The following is a 20,392-nucleotide window of genomic DNA, read 5'->3' as shown; positions in this document are numbered from 1 at the left end:
ATATACAAGCCTAGTTCCTAGGATTACTTTTAACTCTCCTTAAACAAATTTGCGTTAAACTTCTATTCATTCAATTTAATTAAGTTTATTATTTATAAGTGATTCTCTCTTATCACACCTTTATTTACGTCATCCAATGATTTCCCCTGTTAATCCATCATCCCCAAACAATCAGTCTTGGTTTGTAGTGGCTTTATTTGCCTTTGCGGCTTTTATTTTTAATACCACTGAATTTGTACCGATTGGTTTATTGCCCAGTATTGCTCAATCACTCAATGTCCCTGAGTCACAAACAGGGCTACTAATGACTATCTATGCATGGTCTGTGACTATTCTCTCTATTCCACTCACACTAGCCGTAGGTACGGTAGAGCGCAAAAAATTACTAATTAGTTTATTCATTATTTTTATCATTGCCCATATTTTCTCAGCTGTAGCATGGTCATATAATATTCTGACTCTGAGTCGTCTCCTCATTGCATGTGCTCATGCCATTTTCTGGTCAATCAGTATTCCCCTTGCTATGCGACTTGCGCCAGAAGGTAATCGTGCTAAAGCATTAGCATTTATTGTGACAGGATCTTCACTAGCCACCATTTTAGGTGTTCCTCTTGGCACTGCTATTGGGCAACATTTTGGTTGGCGTATCACGTTCTATAGCATTGCAAGTATCGCTGTTCTGGTAATGTTACTACTTATCAAATATCTCCCTAAAGCCCCTAGCCAAAATGCAGGCGATTTAAAGTCTCTCCCTAAACTTTTAAAACGAGCTACATTAATGCAAGCCTTTTTGCTTACTGCATTAACCATTACGGGATATTTTGCTGCTTACACTTATATCACCCCCTATCTGCGAGAAGTGGGTAGATTTGATGAGCAATTTGTCATCATTATCTTATTTACGATGGGTGTGGCAGGTATTTTTGGCAGTATTTTATTTACAAAACTCATTCGTAAGACAGCTATTCATACCTATACAATGGGTGCTGGACTTCTCTTAATATGCTTACTTTGTTTAGAATATGCACAAAGTCATGCATGGACAATGCTACTCGTGGCCCTTGGTTGGGGTATTGCCATCACGCTGATTGCCATGAGCCTACAGACAAAAGTGCTTGAAGTGGCAGCTGATGCTGCCGATTTAGCTACCGCCATCTACTCTGGTACATTTAATATCGGTATTGGTGGTGGGGCTTTTGTAGGTAGTTTGGTATTAGACCATCTCGGTGTTTTACATACGGCTCATGTCGGTGCTGTTTTTGTCTTTACTGCTCTCGTCTTTTTCTTAATGGTGACAAGGCATATATGGGTATTGAAGAACAACAATTAATCTACGCTAATTGATCAACTCGCCAAATAGATACTGCTTGTTTAGCTAACCATGTCTGCCAAGCAGCCATCTTCTCTGGTGACCAGCTCTCGTTTTCTTGTGCAAATTGACGAGTTAATCCTATAGAACTATGTAAATACTTCTCTCGTTTATTGATGTAGCTATCATCGCCCAACAGCTTATTCACTGAAGCAGGCAATAACAATAAATTACCAAGACGATAAATCATCTCTGTTACTTGCTGATGATTAAAACCCTCCCAATCATCAAAAGCATTCTGTGGCAACACATGTTCAATCGTCAAGTTATCACTCATATAATCCAAATCACTACCTGATATATGTCGTTCAATACCACATAAGATAAATTTCACAATTTTTCTACTACGAGAATCCGTTGTTTTTATAGATTTTTCAGAAAAATCATTCTTAAACCGCTTATCATCAATATAGATTTTCTTTAAAAAACTCCATACCTGATTAATGGAATCAATTGACCCTGAACTTAACCTCCCTGCGATATCATTATAGACCCTATCTTGCTCATTTGGACTATAAGCACCAATTGTATTGTAGCGTAGTGAAATAATCACAATAGCATTAAATAACTGTGTAAAACTCTTATCATTAAATTTATTTCTTGCCACCAATAGTAAGGAGAATGGCTGCCGAACACGCAACATTTTTAGGATAGTTGCTGACTCTTTATCTTCGGTACTCCAAGAAGATAGCTCAGGAGAGGTTAATGCTAAATAATTATCCAAATCATCTTCCATACCTTTTAGTAAAGAGAACACATCTTTTCTATCTTTAATAAAACTTCGAATAGTTTTAAATAAATCTTGATGCCTCACAAACTTGTAACGGCTATTCCAATGAATCTTTAAAAAATCAGAAAAATTATCTGACTGTAATCGATTAACAATACCCTCCCATCTTGCCTCTAAAGCATCTATCTCATGAGGATGCTCAGTGGGTTTATCTAATACAGAAAACAAATAGTTTTTTAATAAATCTGTCGAGGATAGCCTTACTCCTCGAGCATTCAAGGTTTCAAACACTTTATAAGCATTTAATTCATCAGCCACCGTAATCACCGTAAAGAACAAACGATCACTAATATCCTCTACAAGTTGAGCAAGTGTCTGGCCAACATCTACATCAGAAAAGCCTTTAATATAGTTAGATACTTGTCTATCAAACCATTCAAAAGCCCTACGTAACAAATGTTCAGAGGCTCGAAAACCGCGCCTAGGCAACTCTCTTAACGGAACTAAATAAGTCTGAAAATAGTCATTATTATTTCTATTAAGTGTGAGTTTAGGACGAGCAACAAGAGTAACTGGATCTAAGTAACCAATATAGGTTTGACTTATTTGAGTTAATCGTTGACTATTTGCCCCTGCATGGATTCCTTCATCAACTAGTCTTTGTATATTTTTAAGAATAGCTAATACAACAATACTCAAGGTTGTTAATCGTTGCTGACCATCAATAACATCGAAAACCTTATCATCATTAGACTGCAAAACTAAATAACCCATGTAATGAGCATTTTCTTGCTTATTAACAACAACTAATATATCCTCCCATAAATCCTCCCACTGTTCTGATTCCCAACTATAGTCACGTTGAAATCTAGGAATTCGATAGACTAGACCATTTCCTATTAATTTTCGAAACGTATTATTTTCCGTTTTAAAATTTGTACTTGTCATTTTAAGTACCTCATAAATTGGATATATTGATTGAAATTAAACCGTGGGAGACCTTAAACTCTCAATTATTTACCCGCAATCAGCTCTTCGACTTTCGCTTTAGCCTGATCATCAAGGATACGCGCCAATATTGCTTTTTCCTTACCTTGCATATGAGGGATACGCACTTGAATACCATTACCCGGTGCAACATCTATGGGTAAATCATCCTTGATAATCTGCTCAACTCTAATAAGCTCATTGCCTTGGGGATGAATAACCTCTAATGTATCGCCAACAGCAAAACGGTTTTTGACCTCTACTGTCGCCCATCCGTCTGCATCAACATCAGTCACAATACCTGCAAACTGACTTTGCTTAGAGATCGAGTAACCGTGTAAGTAGTTTTGATATTCTTGGGTTTGATGACGCTCTAAAAAGCCTGGTGTATAGCCACGATTTGCTAAGCCATCAAGATCAGCCAATAATTCAGGGTTAAACGAACGCCCTGCTACGGCATCATCAATCGCTTTACGATAAGCTTGTGCAACACGTGCAACATAATAAATGGATTTAGTACGCCCTTCAACCTTGAGTGAATCTACACCAATTTTGACTAATCGCTCTACTTGTTCAATAGCACGTAAGTCTTTTGAGTTCATGATATAAGTACCATGCTCATCTTCCATAATCGGCATATACTGACCTGGGCGATTGCCTTCCTCTAATAGATAAACTTGATCCGCTAAAGGATGACGCTCTGCACCACCACAAGCAGCAAAGCTAGCGTTTGCTTCTTCTTGCATTTTATTAAAATCAAATCCACCTAATAGTTGTGCATCACCAGCGTCACTCTCTTGGCTTGGGTGAACTTTGTAATCCCAGCGACAGGAATTAGTACATGTTCCTTGGTTAGGATCTCGTTGATTAAAATAACCTGATAATAAACAACGTCCAGAATAGGCAATACATAATGCCCCATGAACAAAGACCTCGAGCTCCATATCAGGACATTCTTGACGAATTTCTTCAACTTCATCAAGAGATAATTCGCGCGATAGAATAATTCTCTCAACGCCCATTTTTTGCCAAAATTGAACCCCCCAATAGTTGGTCGTATTGGCTTGTACCGACAAATGAATTACCGCCTCTGGCCAACGCTCTTTCGTCTTCATAATTAAGCCTGGATCTGCCATGATAAGTGCATCAGGCTTCATTTCCATAATAGGCACTAAATCATCAAGATAGGTTTTGAGCTTAGAATTGTGCGGGAGAATATTACTCGCCACAAAGAATTTTTTTCCTCGTGCATGTGCTTCATCAATCGCTTGTTTCATTTTGTCAAAGCGAACGAATTCATTATTTCTTGCACGCAAAGAATAACGGGGCTGACCTGCATAAACAGCATCCGCGCCAAAATCAAAGGCGGCTCGCATACGATCCAAGCCACCTGCTGGTAATAGTAATTCTGGAGATTTCATATATAAATATCTATAAGCAAGTCAATCGAAGGGATTTCGACTGATGCTTAATTTTAGCATTTACACAAAATTAAGACTTTAAGGTACCTAATCTTTCACCCATTTTTGTGGGGACGCCTGCACGCAAATTAAGATTTAAATCAATAGTATTTTTAGGGAATAGATTAATCACGGTAGAGCCCAATTGGAAGGCTCCCATTTCTTGTCCTTTTTTCAAGGCAACAACACCGTCTCCACTTGAAGGGTAGTCCCATACTCTAACATCTTGAGTTCGTGGTGGATTAATAATACCAGCCCATATTGTACTCATACTTGCCGTTACTGTTGCTCCTACAAGAATTTGAACCATAGGGCCAAAAGCCGTATCAAATACACAAATAACGCGTTCGTTACGAGCAAATAGATTCGGGACGTGTTCGGCTAAAAAAGGATTGACTGAAAATAACTCTCCCGGTACATAAATCATTTTGCGTAATGTTCCGTCACAAGGCATATGTACACGGTGATAATCTCGAGGAGACAAATAAATAGTTAAAAACTCTCCATCTTCAAATGACTGCGCCAATTCCTTATCATCCGCCAATAAGCTTTCTAAGGTAAAAAAATGTCCTTTTGCTTGAATTAATTGATGATTCACAATCTCACCAACCTCACTTACTCGACCATCAGCAGGCAAACACAAGTCTTGTGGATCCTGCACTATTGGACGCGCCCCTTCCTTGAGTGGACGAATAAAAAACTCATTAAAACTCGCATAATCACTAGGCTGCTGCTTAACCGCTTCGGATAAGTCGACTTTATAATTTTGGACAAATAACTTAATCGCCGTATGTGTCAATGATCCCCATTGTTTATTTGCAAACCACCCTGCTAATTGAGTAATAGCTAATTGTGGTAGCACATAATGCAAAGCTATTTTTAAACGTTGTACATAGCTAGGCTTAGCATAGGGATTTAACATTGACATATCCATTTCCTTCATTCATATAAAAGCATATAGGCATATTGTATAACGTATAGGATGATTATTTTCCAGAGAAAAATAATTACTAACAACAATCTATTTTCGCCATGATGATGACATTTTTTCTACAATATGTTTATTCTATTCACATACTCTTTGGGAGGAGGCCATTATGAAACATTTAGTTATCGCCAGTCTTATTGTGTCAGGACTATTCCTCACAACACCTGTGGTAAATGCCCAAGTAGAAGCACCATCAGTAGAAACTAAAGAGGCTATCAAAACAAATTATCTCATTGATGTTCGTACACAAGCAGAATTTGAGGAAGGTCATTTAAATAAAGCCATCCATATTCCAGTAGATGATATTGCCAATAAAATCCATACCATCACAACCAATAAAAACGCCCCTATTTATCTATACTGCCGAACAGGAAATCGTTCGCAACGTGCCAAAGAGACTCTTGAAAGCCTAGGTTATACACAAGTACATAATATTGGTGGTTTTGCGGATCTTAAAAAAGCAGGTTTTGAATAAACGGTTTATTTGTTACCACGTTTATTTATTACCACAATAGAGAGGTTACTTTCAGGCTCTCTATAAGTAGTACTTTGACGTGCAGACTGTATGATTGTAAGCACATACTTGATCAATGAGTTGATACTTAAAAAGCTACACGTCAACGTCAAAACAAGAAAAAGTCACTGCGTTTGAGGAGGGCTAACTAAGAAGCCCTCTTTCACAAAAAGTTAAATCGTAAATGGATAATCTCGCTTAACGTTCAAATTGAAGCGTTAAATTCTCCAGCCCATCAATTTTACCCACTAAGCTATCACCCGGCTGGATAGCACCTACACCTTCTGGCGTACCAGTGAACAATAAATCACCGGCTTGGATATGGTAAAACTTAGAGATATAACTAATTAACTCTGCCAAACTCCAAATCAAATCGTTGGTATTACCATCTTGACGCACTTGACCATTGATTTCCAGACTAATACGAGATTGCTCAATCGCAGGCACTTGTGTTTTTGGCGTAATTAGCCCAACCACACCAGCTTCTTCAAAGTTTTTTGCATAATCCCAAGGCAAACCTTTTTCTTTTGCCTTAGCTTGCAAATCTCTACGTGTTAAGTCCAGACCCACCGCATAACCATACACACTAGCAAGGGCTTGCTCTGGTGTTACTCGAAAAGCTGGTTTATCAAAGCATACTACTAACTCTACTTCATGGTGTAAGTTAGCCGTTTCAGTAGGAAACTGAATTGTCTTACCTGATCCAATAATATGGCTTGCCGCTTTAAGAAAGAAAAAAGGATCTTGTTTAGTTTTATCCACACTTGACCCCATTTCTGCCGCATGAGCTGCATAACTACGCCCAATGCAAAAAGCACGGTTTACGGGGAATAATTGATCACTGCCTTTTATAGGAAGTAAGACCGGTGGTGGGGCATCAAATAATAAAGTCGTGTTCATAATATATCCTAAACAAAGGGGCTTGGTGAGAATTGTATTTTACTCTACAATAACGATATGTTTAGGAGAAACATATGCAAGAAAAAATCAATGAAATTCAACAACTGTATCGTCAATGGCTAGCTCTTCAACCAAAACTTGAGGCAGCACAAGAAGAGTGGCGACACAGTATGCAAATTATGCAAACGATAAAAGATTTTTATGAGCGTGACTATCTACACTATTACGAACAAATCGAGAAGCAAGACGTAAATGTTTCATTAGCTACCGAAGGTGAATATAGCATTATGAGTGAAGATGCGATATTTGACGCCATAGGAGAGCAACACAGTTTAGCTTGGGATTGGATCAGGCTAGGGATGCAAGTGGTTGATCCAAAGGACTGATACTTAGAACGGCTTAATATGATCCTCTGATACTTGATACTCATTTATCAATAAAGCACTTCGTATAACGATATAAATCAAATCTGATGCAACTACAAATTCTCTTAAACCAAATAGTCATAATCCTTATTCACATCTAGCCACCTGTCAACATCTGCTTAAGTTGCGCAAGACGCTCTTTGGGACTCATATCTTTAAATGGGTCTTGAATAGTTTGCGAGCCACTATCTATTCCCATTTCACTAATAAAACGAGAGGGTTCTCTAATCAATTCTTCTCTAGCACGCCGACGTTTTTTACACCAGCTTAATGTTAATTCATATTGTGCCCGTGTGATACCCACATACATTAACCGACGTTCTTCTTGAATTCGCTGGACATACAATTCTTCATTATCTTTATTCGTATCGCCATATTCATCCTCTTTACCCATATGAGGCAAGAGTCCTTCCTCTACACCCACCATATAAACATAAGGAAATTCTAAGCCTTTAGATGCATGTAAGGTTGTCAATGTCACCGCATCCTGCTCTTGTTCTTGCTCATTCCTCTCTAGCATGGTAATTAACGCTATATGCTGTACTAAATCAATAAAACGCATATCGTCTTCTTGTGCCTTACGCTTTAACCACTCCAATAAGTCCAGTACATTTTGCCAACGTGACAACGCAGCACGTTCATCATGGTGATCATAAAGATAATCTTCATAACGAATATAGCTCATCATCTCATCTAGCAACTCATTAGGAGATTGTTGATGTACTGGTTTATGCGCACGATCCTGTATTCTCTGAATAAATTGAGCAAATACCATTAAGGGTTTGAGCTGGCGTTCAGCAATAACCTCATTAATTTCTAAAGCAAAAATAGCTTCAAATAAAGATAGCTGATTGCTCGCTGCAAACTCGCCTAATTGCTGTAATGTTGTTTGTCCCACACCTCTTTTGGGTGTTGTTACTGCACGAATAAACGCTGGATCATCCTGATCGTTAGCAATCAGGCGCATATACGCCAAAATATCCCGGATTTCAGCCCTATCAAAAAAACTTTGCCCCCCTGAAATACTATAGGGGATATGTAATTGTCTAAAAGCTTGTTCAATGACTTTGGCTTGGTGATTACCACGGTATAACACCGCAAAATCTTTCCATTGTGCCTTTTTATTGAAATGATCCGCTGAAATTCTCATCCCAATAGTTTCTGCCTCTGCCTCTTCATTATCCATACTAATGATTTGTATTTTGCTACCTTTACCAAGCGTTGACCATAGTGTCTTTTGAAAAAGATTTGGATTATTAGAAATAACTTTATTAGCCGCATTAAGGATAGTCTCTACTGAACGATAATTTTGTTCAAGCTTAATAACCTTTAAATTTGAATAATCTTTCGTCAGTTTTGCCAAATTTTCTATCGTTGCCCCTCGCCAAGCATAAATCGCCTGATCATCATCTCCAACAGCCGTGAATTTTTGATGCCATCCCGTAAGTAGTTTTACCCATTCATATTGGCATACATTAGTATCCTGATACTCATCAACCAGTAAGTATTTAATTCTTTTTTGCCATCTATCCCTAACCTCTTCATTTTCTCGCATCAAGAGGACTGGCAAACGGATTAAATCATCAAAATCTACCGCTTGATAGGCTTTAAGCGTAGCATTATAGTTTCGATATACTCGTTGAGCATCCTTCTCATCTGGAGTCGTGGGTACGATATCATCAGGCTCTAACAAGTCATTTTTCCATAATGAAATTTGTTGTTGTACTGTTTTAATACGCCCCCTATCCGTTGTCGCCAACATTTCCTGAATAATTTGTCCTGCATCATGAGCATCAAGAATAGAGAATGTATCTTTAAGTCCAATATGTTTGGCTTCCTGACGCAAAAATCTAACCCCTAATGAGTGAAACGTACAAACGGTTAAGCCTTTGCTATTTTTCTTTTCTACAATATGTGAAATTCGCTCGACCATCTCTTTAGCGGCTTTATTCGTAAATGTCAGTGCCACTATAGAACGAGCATCATACCCACATTGATTAATTAAATAAGCAATTTTTTGTGTAATCACACGAGTCTTACCACTGCCTGCACCAGCCAAGACCAAACAAGGACCATCCAAATACAAAACAGCTTCCTGTTGCGATTGATTTAAACCTAAACTTTCTATCATATACTTAATGGATCAACCTCAACAAAATACTTCACTTTATGTGTTCTCAATTCATGGTATATATGATGCAACCATACATTCATAAAACGATGTAATGCTGGACGAGACACCGATTCAATTAATAATTGGGCACGCTCAATATGAGCAATTCGAACAATTTTTAATGGTACAGGATCATAAATCTCTACCCCTTTTAACCTCTCTTCCAAATATTGTTTCGCATATTGAATAATAGATTGTAAAAAGGCTAATGCTTGCTCCACGTCTTTTGCCTGAGCCGTAATTAATACTTGATGTGCAAAAGGAGGTAGATGTGCCATTTTGCGTTCCATCAAGGTTTGATTGGCAAATGAATCATAATCATGACTTATCAAGGCTTGATATAAGTGATGATCAGGATATTCTGTTTGCAATAATACGTCTGAATCTCTGATATGTCTTCCCGCCCTTCCTGCTACCTGCATAAGTTGAGCAAAGAGTCGCTCAGGTGCTCTAAAATCACCACTAAATAACATCATATCGGCATTTAGTACACCGACCAAACTTAAGCGCTTAAAATCATGCCCTTTAGATAACATCTGGGTGCCTACAATAATATCTACATCACCAGAGTGAACTTGCTGAAATAACTCTTGTGCACTACCTTTTAGTCTTGTACTATCCGCATCAATACGCTTAACCCTTGCCTCAGGAAATAAGCGCATAAGCGTATCCTCTAATCGTTGCGTGCCATAGCCCAAAGCGCTTAAATCCACATTACCGCACTCTGGACAATGCGTAGGTACTTGCGTACTATAACCGCAATGGTGACATTGTAAGATAGGGACTTGACCTGGCACTTGATGTAGCACAGTATGTACAGAGCAGCGCATACATTCACTAGTCCACCCACAAGACGAACAACGTAGCACAGGAGCAAAACCACGACGATTTAAATAAATCATGGATTGCTCGCCCCGTTGTAAACGCTCATCAATAGCGCTAATTAAATCAGCTGACAATCCCTGATTTAAACGCATTTTTTTGGTATTAACTAACTTGATACAAGGTAAAGGAGTCTCTTTCGCACGCTGAGTTAAACTAAGTTTCTGGTATTTACCAGAAAGTGTGTGATGCCACGTCTCTAATGAGGGAGTTGCTGAACCCAACACAATAGGAATATTAAGTTGATGAGCTCGCCAAACAGCTAAATCTCTTGCAGAATACCTCAGCCCATCTTGCTGCTTATAAGAGGCATCATGCTCTTCATCTACGATGATAAGACCAAGATTTTCTAGCGGTGCAAAGATAGACATTCTGGTGCCTAAAATAACCTTTACTTCTTGTCTTTGCATATGTAACCAAGAACTCAAGCGCTCACCATCCGATAAGCTGCTATGCATGATGGCAATTGCTCTTTCCCCATAAAGAGGCACAAATCGTTCAATCAATAAGCGTTCAAATTGAGGAGTTAAATTAATCTCTGGCACAAGAAAAATCGCTTGCTTACCTTCAGCTAATACGTGAGCAATTGCCTGTAAATAGACTTCAGTCTTTCCACTACCCGTGACCCCATGCAATAGTATAGGCGTAAACTTTTTTGCCTGACTAATGACATCTACAGCTTGTTGCTGTTCATCATTGAGTGCTAATAGTATTGCTTGCAAAGGCTTAATAGATGCCTCTATAGTCGTCTCACTACCGGATGATTGCTGTTGTTTTAAGCGTTTTTTTTGTTCTTTTTCTGCTCTAATCACTTGATTAGCTAACTTTTTATCTAATCTTTCAACGGGACTGGTCTTTGTCTTCCCTGTGTAAGCAGTGATTTTTCTTAGCGGTGGAGGCAACACTGGCAGAATCACCTCACCGATTGGTCGCATATAGTACTGCGCCGCAAACTCACAGAATTGTAGCCACTGCTCACTGAACGGTGGTAAATCATCTAAAACATTAATAACATCTTTTTGTTTTTCTGGGGGAATATCCGTCTGAGTTAGTACATTAACGATAACACCAATAATCTCTTGTTTCCCACCAAAAGGAACAATCACACGCTGTCCACGGCAAACTGGCATACCCTCAGGTACTCTATAATCAAATACAGCCTCAAGTGGTACATCTAATGCTACTCTTACCCAATAAGAAGTCATGTACTATACCCCATGATGCTGTACTGTAAACGTTTTTAAAAAGCACTCTAAAAACTGTGAATAACTCTGTAGAAAAATCTTTTTAAAGTGATATATTGACGTAATTAATTACCACAATTTTCGATTATCATTCTAAGCCATTTAAGAATTTTAATAAAAATCAAATAATTATGATTAATTTATACGAAACAACTTGAAATATACCACCTAACTACTTAATTAATAAATTGTGGATAACTATGTTGATAAATGCATTTGACGGCTATAGGTATGCACCTCATCAATCAAGTAAGCCACATGATCTGGATTAGTAAATTGAGAAATACCATGTCCTAAATTAAACACATGACCACCAGCCCCAACTACGCCAAAATCATCTATCACCCGACGAGCCTCTGCACGAATAGATTGTTCTGTACCAAATAAAGCCATCGGGTCAATATTGCCTTGGAAAGCAACCTTATCTCCCGTTAAACGGCGAGCTTTAGCTAAATTCATAGTCCAATCTAGACCAACAGCATCACACCCGATAGAAGCAATTTCTTCTACCCATAAACCGCCACCCTTGGTGAAAACAATCGCTGGAATTTTATTACCCTCATGAGAACGAATAAGACTATCAACGACTTGCTTGATGTAATATAACGAGAACTCTTGATATTTGCCATCAGCTAATACGCCCCCCCAACTATCAAAAATCATGACAGCTTGAGCACCTGCTTTGATCTGTTCATTTAAATATAAAACCGTAGATTGTGCGGCTATAGACAGAATTTGTTTTAACAAATCAGGTTGAGCATACATCATCGTCTTAATAGTGCGATACTCTTTAGAACCCTGCCCCTCCACCATATAACAACTAATTGTCCACGGACTACCAGCAAAACCAATTAATGGAACACGACCATTTAACTCTTTACGAATAAGCGTCACAGCATCAAACACATAGCGCAAATCATTCATATCAGGTACTGTTAATTTGGCCACATCAGATTCCGTACGGACTGGAGAGGCAAATTGAGGACCTTCTCCTGCCACAAAATCCAAACCAAGCCCCATAGCGTCTGGAATCATCAAAATATCAGAAAATAAAATAGCCGCATCTAATGGATAGCGATCAATCGGCTGTAATGTGACCTCACACGCATACTGAGGATTTTTGGCAAGACCTAAAAATGACCCTGCTTGCTTACGTGTAGCATTGTATTCAGCTAAGTATCTTCCTGCTTGTCGCATTAACCAAACTGGTGTGTAATCAACCTTTTGGCGTAAAAGAGCACGTAAAAAAGTATCATTTTGTAAAGGGGCAAACATGACCAAAACTCCTGCCTATATACTATATATATTCATTGTTGTAGGAATTATAAACTATTCATCGTCTAAAACCCTCTACTTTAGAGCTTATTGGTTACTTTGCTCTAGATATTTTTTAAAATGAGAAATGAACTTTTGTGAAGCAGCAGGCATTTGATTCTGTTTACTTTTCAATTGAATTATTTGAATCTCTCTTTGTAATGTCGTATCTATAAATACTTTTTTAATGATTTTTCTGCCTTTTGATAAATTACACGCCAGACCTGGTAGTAATGAAATCCCAAGATTTTTTTCAACTAATGCCGCCACTGTTGAAACGTTTCTTACAACATAACTAGCTTTCAACTGTTCTTTAATGATTTCACTATCTAGAAATTGCCGAACACTTGTTTCTTGTGAAAGAGATATTAGTGGAAAAGCCTGAATATCTTCATATGAAATAATTTTTTTTATTACTTAATTCATGCCCCACACAACACATCACATAATAATTATCTTTATAGATAATCTCTCCAATAAATTCTTGTAGATTTATATACCGTGGCGCAGCAATCGCAAAATCAACTATTCCTGATTGGAGAAGTTTTAAGCACTCATCAGAAAGACAGTCATAAATTTCAATTTCTATATCAGGATATTCTTGTTTAAACTGGGCGACGACAGTCGGCAACCAACTGGCAGCAATCGAAGGCAATACTGCCATTCTAATAATTCCTAATGTTCCTTGTACATTTCTAAAAAAATTATTTAAAAGTGTTTTTTGTTGATGCAAACAATCAATTGCTATCCGATAAAAATGTTCCCCCTCTCTACTCAACTCAACCTGACGAGTATTTCTTACAAACAGATTGACTCCAACATCTCTTTCGAGTTTCTGAATCAATGCACTTAGCGCAGATTGAGACATGCATAACTTTTGAGCAGCATTTGTAAAATGCTTACATTCAACTAATACTACAAAAGACTGTAAAATTTTAGTACTTATATTTATCATAAATATCGATTAATTAATTGATTAATTTAGTTTTACAAATTAAATATTATCTTAAATAATAGATTTATTAATTAAAACATATAAACTAGGGGACTTTTCTATGCTTGCTATTCTCGGTTTTAGCACTATAGCCATTCTTTTATTCTTAATTCTTACCAAGAAACTATCTCCAATGATGGCACTAATTCTCTTGCCATTAATTGCTGCTCTTATTGGTGGATTTGGGATAAGTACCAATAAATTTGTACTTGAAGGAATTAAATCAATTGCACCAACAGTTGGAATGTTAGTCTTTGCTATCCTATTTTTTGGCATCATGAATGATGCAGGGGTATTGGATCCTATCATCAATCGATTATTGAAATTTATGGGATTGAAACCCTCAAGAATCGTGCTTGGGGCTGCAATTCTTGCTTCGATTTCTCATCTAGATGGTGCCGGTGCTAGCACATTCCTAATTACTATTCCTCCTATGCTTGCTCTCTTTAATCGCATGAACATGGATAAACGATTATTAGCTTGCGTAGTAGCAACCGCCGCTGGTATCTGTAATTCATTACCATGGGGTGGACCAACTATTCGGGCTGCATCTGCACTTCATTTGCCACTGAATGACATTTATCTACCATTAATTCCTGCCCAAATCATCGGATTAATTTGTCTTTATATTTTCTCTTGGTGGATGGGAAAGCGTGAAGAAAAACGTTTAGGTTTAATATCTACTGACTATAATACATTGGATACCATTTCAACTTACAATTTAACGCCTGAACAACAAGCTCTCAAAAGACCAAAACTATTTTGGCTTAATGTATTAATTGTTATCTCGGTGCTAACAACCCTAGTGGTTGGTAAAATTTCTCCTGCTTTATGCTTTATGGTTGGTACTGCTCTTACTCTCTTAATCAATTATCCTAACCTTAAACAGCAACAAGATAGAATTCAAGCACATGCCATCCCTGCTTTAATGTTAGCTACCCTTTTACTTGCTGCAGGGGTGTTTACTGGCATCATGAAAGGTACTGGTATGTTAACTGCTATGGCTCAATCTATTGGTGGTTATGTCCCAGAAGGAATGGGAGAAGGTCTTGCACTAATTCTAGCAATTTTATCTGTGCCATTAAGCCTATTATTTGACCCTGATTCATTCTATTTTGGTATTCTTCCTGTGCTAGCAACAATTGGCTCTAACACTGGTGTTGAACCGATTACAATGGCTCAAGCAGCTTTAGTAGGGCAAATGACAACAGGTTTTGCCATCAGCCCCTTAACTGCATCAACTTTCTTATTAGTGGGTTTAGCTGGCGTTGATCTTGCCGATCATCAAAAATATACCTTCCCTGTAATGTTTATAATTTCTATCATCATGACAATTACATTGGTTATTACCGGAGTTTTACCATTATTTTAGGCAAAAAATAATATGAAAGATAACAAAAATTTTATCCGAATTGGTTCTGGTGCAGGATATTCTGGAGATCGAATTGATGCTGCTATTGAATTAGCAAAGTACGGTAATATTGACTATTTATGCTTTGAATGCCTAGCAGAAAGAACGATCGCTTTAGCTCAATTAGAAAAAAGCATTCATCCAGATTTAGGTTATGACCCTCTACTAAAAGTACGTATGGAAGCAGTTTTGGATATTTGTATTCAAAATAAAATAAAAATTATTACAAACATGGGCGCAGCTAATCCAAAAGCTGCTGCTGAACTTGTTCGAAATTTAACAAAAAAATTAGGGTACGAGCATATCAAAATTGCTTATGTTACTGGTGATGACGTGACCAATCTTATTATGAATAACGATTTCCCTATCCTAGAACGCCCTATCTCCACCAAAGACTTTAGTGACTCAATAATTTCTGCCAATGCATATTTAGGAGCATCGCCTATCGTTCAAGCATTGAGATCTGGAGCAAATATAGTTATTACAGGCAGAGTAGCTGATCCAGCACTTTTTCTTGCTCCAATTATCTATGAATTTAACTGGAGTTTTGATGATTACCATTTATTGGGTAAAGGAACAATGATAGGTCATCTGCTAGAGTGTGCAGGACAAATTACTGGTGGATATTTTGCTGATCCACCTAAAAAAACTATCGCCAATCTAGCACACTTAGGTTTTCCATATGCCGATATTTTTAACGACGGAAATTGTGAGATCAGTAAAGTAGAAAATAGCGGAGGAATAATTACCACTCAAACGTGTACTGAACAATTACTTTACGAAATTCATGATCCTAAAAAATATTACACTCCTGATGTCATAGCTGACTTTTCAGCTGTGTATTTTGAAGAAAAATCAAAAAATCATATATATGCTACTGGTGCTACAGGACAAGCCAAACCAGACAACTACAAGGTTTCTATAGGCTATAAAGCTGGATATATCGGTGAAGGACAAATATCCTATGGTGGTATTTCAGCGTTTGAAAGAGCATCATTAGCTATAGAAATATTAAAAGAAAGATTAAGTCAATATGCTTTTGAAGATATTAGATTTGATTATATCGGCGCTAATTCCCTATTCCCTACTAGCCCAAATAACACGTTCAATCATCCTGAAATAAGAATTCGTGTAGCAGCAAGGTCTACGGATATTTCTTTGGCCAAATTAATCGGCAATGAGGTCGAAGCACTTTATACTAACGGTCCCGCTGGGGGAGGAGGTGCCATGAAAAGCATAAAGCCAGTTGTTGCTGTACTATCAACTTTTATACCTCAGGACATTATTACAACAAACGTTACTTTTATATAAATGATTATGAAACTATACCAACTTGCTTCTTCCAGGGCTGGAGATAAGGGTAATATCTCTAATCTATCGCTGATTGCATATGATCAAGCATCATACGACTTAATAAAAGAAAAAGTAACTCCTGAACGAGTTAAAGATTACTTCCAACCTATGGTTCCCAATGAAGAATTAAAGGTAGATCGTTATGAATTACCACAATTAAAAGCTTTTAATTTTGTTATAACTGGACTACTAAACTATGGTGTAACATTATCTCTTTCAATTGATGCACATGGTAAGTCTTTAAGTTTTTATTTACTTAATATGGAAATATAAACATTATCCTTTCCGTACAGTTGATACCCTACCACGGAAACAACTGTACATTATTCTATTCATTCAATCTACATCTATTCTGCTCTAGAGAAAACTCTCCGTCATTCCAGATCTTTTTTATAATCGTTAGCATTAATTTTATACTTACGCATCAATTCCCAAAAGGCTCTTCGATGCTTTTTGGCTCGTAATGCGGCGGCACAGATATTACCATTAGTTTTCTCTAGTGCTTTGATAATATAGTTTTGCTCAAAATCAGCTACCAGCCGTGACTTTGCGCTTTGGAATGAGTCACTATATTGAATGTTATAGCTTTGTATGTCATTTTTAGTGGCTTTGGAACCTTTAGATTTTTTCGTATTCTTAATTGCTCTAGGTTTTGATACCTCAGGAACTGGCGTTTGTTGCCATAATATTTCTGCATGTTTAAACCATTTTTTTCGTTCAATTGCTGTCAATACTTTGATTCTCAACATAGAAGCATCTTCTAAGTCATATAGATAATCACTAACACCAAGTCCAGTCAAATCTACAAAGGCAACTGGTTTTATGTCATGGGCAATAACAATAATGATATGGCGAAGTTCTAACTTTATCTGTGATAATAAAATACGTGTCCAGATAAGACTATCTTGAGTCACCGGAAGGACTATACAGTCATAACGATCTAGCATCAACTCTAAATCTTTTAAAATTCTGGGACTAGGGAAAGCATAATCCCCAACAGTAAACGAGTCACAGTCAGTGTAATCTTTGATATTTACTTTATACAATCGTAAGTTATCTGGGATAGCTTGAACGTCTTCTATATAGGAATCTAACCAATCACCATAATTATCAAGATAAAATACGCCACATTCTAGTTTTTCACGCATAACACTCCCCTTTTACATTATTTTTTTCCATCAGTTAAGTTATTTATCATCAATAGATTCCATTAAGATTAGAACCCACCTTTTCCTTTGCTTCTCTTTAAAATCAAATTGTTTCAATCTATGTTATCAGATTAATATTTTTTACAAATTAAGGAAAACGCTTACTGTTTTATATTTAAATAAATCTTGAAAATAAATAAATTTTATATAAATCAAATAGTTAAAAGTTATGTACTAGGATGGTTTTATCCTACTTAATCATTTAAGTTTCAATAATATGCAACAAAAAAGATACATTAGTCGCATAATTCGGTGTTAATGAGGATGATTTTGTATAAAAATGCTTGTGAAAATAGGTAAAAAAAAGCAGGTATAGTCAGAAAATTAAGGGCTAATCACTGTGTCTTATTGAACCTACCCCATTCTTAACACAGCTTTAAAGTAGAATATGCTCTCTGCCTGTACTCGACAGGACTTAAACGATCTAATGACTCATGAGGTCTTTCAGTATTGTAAATGTTTATCCACGCCTCTGTATGCCAACGCACCTGATCGAGCGTCGTGAATAAATGCATATCCAACACTTCCTCACGGTAGGTTCGATTGAACCGCTCAATATAGGCGTTCTGATAAGGGCATCCCGGCTCAATAAAGTCAATCAGAATGCCTCGCTGCTGCGCCCACTGCGTGAACTCTGTGGAAGTAAACTCAGGCCCGTTGTCCGTACGAATACACTGCGGATATCCATGGGCTTCCCCAAGCTGATCTAAAAAGCGAGTCACCCGAATAGCGGGCAGACTCACCCCTATGTCGATGCCTAGCACCTCACGGTTAAAGTCATCTATCACGTTAAGTGTACGGAACCGACGGCGACCCGTCAGACCATCCGACATAAAATCAATTGACCAACTGCTTCGTGCCATGACCGGTTGCGTCAATGGCATCGGATGCCTTGCCGGTAAACGCTGTTTGCGTTTGCTTCGTAGCTGTAATCGAAGCTGATGATAGACGCGTTGTACGCGTTTATGATTCCATGTATGATCTAAGGCGCGTAAGCGGTCAAAACACTTCACAAAGCCCCAGCGAGGATGACGTTCGGTGAGCCTAAGCAAGACCTCTTCAACGAAACTATCGTCAACTTGGCGTTTACGGTAGTAATAAGCCGTGCGGCTAATACCGACTGCTTGGCAGCTTTTAACGATACTCACTTGATGCCTTGCCTGTAGGTCACGAGCCCAAGCCTTACGTGTTTCTACAGGCACTAGAGCTTTTTTATAATCTCCTCCTGCATACGGGCCATCAAACTCAACTCAGCGTACATCTTCTTAAGCCGCTCGTGCTCTTGCTCAATCTGCTTAAGGCGCTTCAGCTCCGACGCTTCTAGGCCATCATACTTGGAACGCCACTTGTAAAAGGTGGAAACAGCAATACCTTCTTGGCGACATAGTTCAGCGATAGGCTCGCCGGCCTCTGCTCGCTTTAATAAAGCAATGATCTGCTCTTCACGCTTACGTTTGCTCATTGTAAAACTCCTAATTATCAATTAAATTTTAAAGGAAATTTCTACATTTGAGCTGTATTAATTTAGGGGGTGGCTACCATTATATTCAACCAGGATGCCCCTACCAAAATGGCTTTATTGAGCGATTTAATCGGACGTATCGCACAGAGGTTTTAGGGTGTTACCTCTTTAAAACACTAAAACAGGTTAAACAACTAACCGAGGAGTGGTTAACGATTTATAATACGCAAAGACCTCATGATGCACTAAAGGGGCTCACCCCTTTAATGTACAAACAAAAACATTCCGTTTCTACTTTATAGTTGTACTAAAAATGGGATGGGTACAGAAGTTTTTCCTAATAATTATACAACTGAGGATATTTTAAATATAAATATTAAGGATAAGAGGTAATACTCCCCTAAAATCGAAACACCGATGAGTGGAAAATTTCGTTAAACTATTTGTTAAATTTAAAGGAATTTTCCATGCGTAGAAAACAATTTACCGAGCGACAAATCTTATCTATTCTTAAACAGCATGAGAGCGGCGTGAGCGTTGCTGATTTGTGTCGTGAGCACGGCATGAGCCAATCTGCTTTTTACAAATGGCGTAGCAAATATGCCGGCATGGACTCGTCAATGCTCAATGAGCTAAAACGCCTACAGGAAGAGAATGCGAAGCTTAAGAAGCTTTATGCTGAGGAGCGGCTAGTTTCCGAGGCGCGAAAGGAGCTACTTGAGGGAAAGTGGTAAAGCCATCGCTACGAAAAGCGATGACAAGAACACTTGTATCACGTCAAGGCTTTGCTGTCAGGTTAGCTTGCCGAACGGTGGGTATTAGCACATCAAGTTATTACTATCAAAGTAAAGGAAAGGCTGAGGACGAGCAGATTGCCGATTGCTTGATTAAACTTACCCAAGCCAATAAGCGTTGGGGCTTTAAACTATGCTTTTTCTATCTCCATGAATGTCCAGTGTTGTTGAATATAAGCGTGTT

Annotated in this window: 18 protein-coding genes and 2 pseudogenes; 9 read left to right on the top strand and 11 right to left on the bottom strand. The window is 37.9% G+C overall.

Going from position 1 to position 20,392, the window contains the following annotated elements; genetic code table 11:
* Positions 1-136 precede the first annotated feature (136 nt).
* Positions 137-1,330: a sugar transporter gene (locus V757_RS18125; RefSeq protein WP_023949801.1), complete on the top strand. Its 1,194-nt coding sequence runs from the start codon at positions 137-139 to the stop codon at positions 1,328-1,330.
* A gap of 1 nt (position 1,331) precedes the next feature.
* Here the strand turns inward: V757_RS18125 and V757_RS18120 are convergent, their stop codons facing one another.
* The 3 genes from V757_RS18120 to asd form a co-directional block, all read right to left on the bottom strand.
* Positions 1,332-3,047 (bottom strand): DUF262 domain-containing protein, encoded by a 1,716-nt coding sequence (locus V757_RS18120; RefSeq protein WP_023949799.1) that lies wholly within the window; start codon positions 3,045-3,047, stop codon positions 1,332-1,334.
* 65 nt (positions 3,048-3,112) lie between these two features.
* Complete coding sequence (gene trhP / locus V757_RS18115; protein WP_023949797.1) at positions 3,113-4,507, bottom strand: prephenate-dependent tRNA uridine(34) hydroxylase TrhP; 1,395 nt, start codon at positions 4,505-4,507, stop codon at positions 3,113-3,115.
* A 70-nt stretch (positions 4,508-4,577) separates the two neighbouring features.
* The gene (gene asd, locus V757_RS18110) at positions 4,578-5,474 is read right to left on the bottom strand and encodes an archaetidylserine decarboxylase (RefSeq protein WP_023949795.1); all 897 of its coding nucleotides are present in this window, start codon (positions 5,472-5,474) and stop codon (positions 4,578-4,580) included.
* Positions 5,475-5,643: 169 nt separating this feature from the next.
* Here asd and V757_RS18105 point away from each other — a divergent pair, with 169 nt between their 5' ends.
* Complete coding sequence (locus tag V757_RS18105) at positions 5,644-6,009, top strand: rhodanese-like domain-containing protein (protein ID WP_023949793.1); 366 nt, start codon at positions 5,644-5,646, stop codon at positions 6,007-6,009.
* A gap of 237 nt (positions 6,010-6,246) precedes the next feature.
* Here the strand turns inward: V757_RS18105 and V757_RS18100 are convergent, their stop codons facing one another.
* Positions 6,247-6,948 carry a fumarylacetoacetate hydrolase family protein gene (locus V757_RS18100; protein ID WP_023949791.1) on the bottom strand — a complete coding sequence of 234 codons (702 nt, stop codon included), beginning with the start codon at positions 6,946-6,948 and terminating at the stop codon, positions 6,247-6,249.
* A 74-nt stretch (positions 6,949-7,022) separates the two neighbouring features.
* Here V757_RS18100 and V757_RS18095 point away from each other — a divergent pair, with 74 nt between their 5' ends.
* A complete protein-coding gene (locus V757_RS18095; RefSeq protein WP_023949789.1) occupies positions 7,023-7,334 on the top strand; it encodes a DUF4298 domain-containing protein in 312 nt (103 codons plus the stop codon).
* A 136-nt stretch (positions 7,335-7,470) separates the two neighbouring features.
* On the opposite strand, the gene V757_RS18090 is transcribed toward V757_RS18095, so the two are convergent.
* The 5 genes from V757_RS18090 to V757_RS29550 form a co-directional block, all read right to left on the bottom strand.
* Complete coding sequence (locus V757_RS18090) at positions 7,471-9,504, bottom strand: UvrD-helicase domain-containing protein (protein WP_023949787.1); 2,034 nt, start codon at positions 9,502-9,504, stop codon at positions 7,471-7,473.
* Positions 9,501-11,633: a primosomal protein N' gene (locus V757_RS18085; RefSeq protein WP_023949785.1), complete on the bottom strand. Its 2,133-nt coding sequence runs from the start codon at positions 11,631-11,633 to the stop codon at positions 9,501-9,503. Before V757_RS18085 ends, V757_RS18090 begins: the two co-directional genes overlap by 4 nt.
* A 237-nt stretch (positions 11,634-11,870) precedes the next feature.
* Entirely contained in the window at positions 11,871-12,947 is a 1,077-nt protein-coding gene (hemE, locus tag V757_RS18080; protein ID WP_023949783.1) for a uroporphyrinogen decarboxylase, read from the bottom strand.
* Positions 12,948-13,034: 87 nt separating this feature from the next.
* Entirely contained in the window at positions 13,035-13,355 is a 321-nt protein-coding gene (locus V757_RS29555; protein ID WP_261796459.1) for a type 2 periplasmic-binding domain-containing protein, read from the bottom strand.
* A gap of 22 nt (positions 13,356-13,377) precedes the next feature.
* Positions 13,378-13,941 carry a LysR family transcriptional regulator gene (locus tag V757_RS29550; RefSeq protein WP_081710629.1) on the bottom strand — a complete coding sequence of 188 codons (564 nt, stop codon included), beginning with the start codon at positions 13,939-13,941 and terminating at the stop codon, positions 13,378-13,380.
* A gap of 100 nt (positions 13,942-14,041) precedes the next feature.
* On the opposite strand from V757_RS29550, the gene V757_RS18070 reads away from it, so the two are divergent.
* The 3 genes from V757_RS18070 to V757_RS18060 are packed head-to-tail and all read left to right on the top strand — an operon-like array spanning position 14,042 to position 17,017.
* On the top strand, positions 14,042-15,352 hold the full coding sequence (locus tag V757_RS18070; RefSeq protein ID WP_023949781.1) for a CitMHS family transporter: 1,311 nt from the start codon (positions 14,042-14,044) through the stop codon (positions 15,350-15,352).
* A gap of 12 nt (positions 15,353-15,364) precedes the next feature.
* Positions 15,365-16,702, top strand: coding sequence for an acyclic terpene utilization AtuA family protein (locus tag V757_RS18065; RefSeq protein WP_023949779.1), 1,338 nt, complete (start codon positions 15,365-15,367; stop codon positions 16,700-16,702).
* Positions 16,703-16,708: 6 nt separating this feature from the next.
* A complete protein-coding gene (locus V757_RS18060) occupies positions 16,709-17,017 on the top strand; it encodes an AtuA-related protein (protein ID WP_031274193.1) in 309 nt (102 codons plus the stop codon).
* A 101-nt stretch (positions 17,018-17,118) separates the two neighbouring features.
* Here the strand turns inward: V757_RS18060 and V757_RS18055 are convergent, their stop codons facing one another.
* On the bottom strand, positions 17,119-17,892 hold the full coding sequence (locus tag V757_RS18055) for a helix-turn-helix domain-containing protein (protein ID WP_023949775.1): 774 nt from the start codon (positions 17,890-17,892) through the stop codon (positions 17,119-17,121).
* Positions 17,893-18,317: 425 nt separating this feature from the next.
* Positions 18,318-19,414 (bottom strand): IS3 family transposase gene (locus tag V757_RS18050; RefSeq protein ID WP_390621555.1). Its coding sequence is split into 2 segments (ribosomal slippage): positions 18,318-19,168 and positions 19,168-19,414, totalling 1,098 coding nucleotides; the frame shifts between segments, so codons are not numbered across the junction.
* 65 nt (positions 19,415-19,479) lie between these two features.
* On the opposite strand from V757_RS18050, the pseudogene V757_RS27875 reads away from it, so the two are divergent.
* From V757_RS27875 to V757_RS18035, 3 genes and pseudogenes are all read left to right on the top strand, one after another.
* A pseudogene (locus V757_RS27875) lies at positions 19,480-19,716 on the top strand (integrase core domain-containing protein); the annotation flags it as partial.
* 165 nt (positions 19,717-19,881) lie between these two features.
* Entirely contained in the window at positions 19,882-20,148 is a 267-nt protein-coding gene (gene tnpA / locus V757_RS18040; RefSeq protein ID WP_018027281.1) for an IS66 family insertion sequence element accessory protein TnpA, read from the top strand.
* Positions 20,142-20,392, top strand: a pseudogene (locus V757_RS18035) (hypothetical protein); the annotation flags it as partial. The gene tnpA and the pseudogene V757_RS18035, both read left to right, overlap by 7 nt.

The organism is Pelistega indica, from assembly GCF_000506865.1.
Classification (GTDB): domain Bacteria; phylum Pseudomonadota; class Gammaproteobacteria; order Burkholderiales; family Burkholderiaceae_B; genus Taylorella; species Taylorella indica.
The sequence above is the reverse complement of the archived record's forward strand: the minus strand, read 5'-3'. Positions and strand labels throughout refer to the sequence as shown.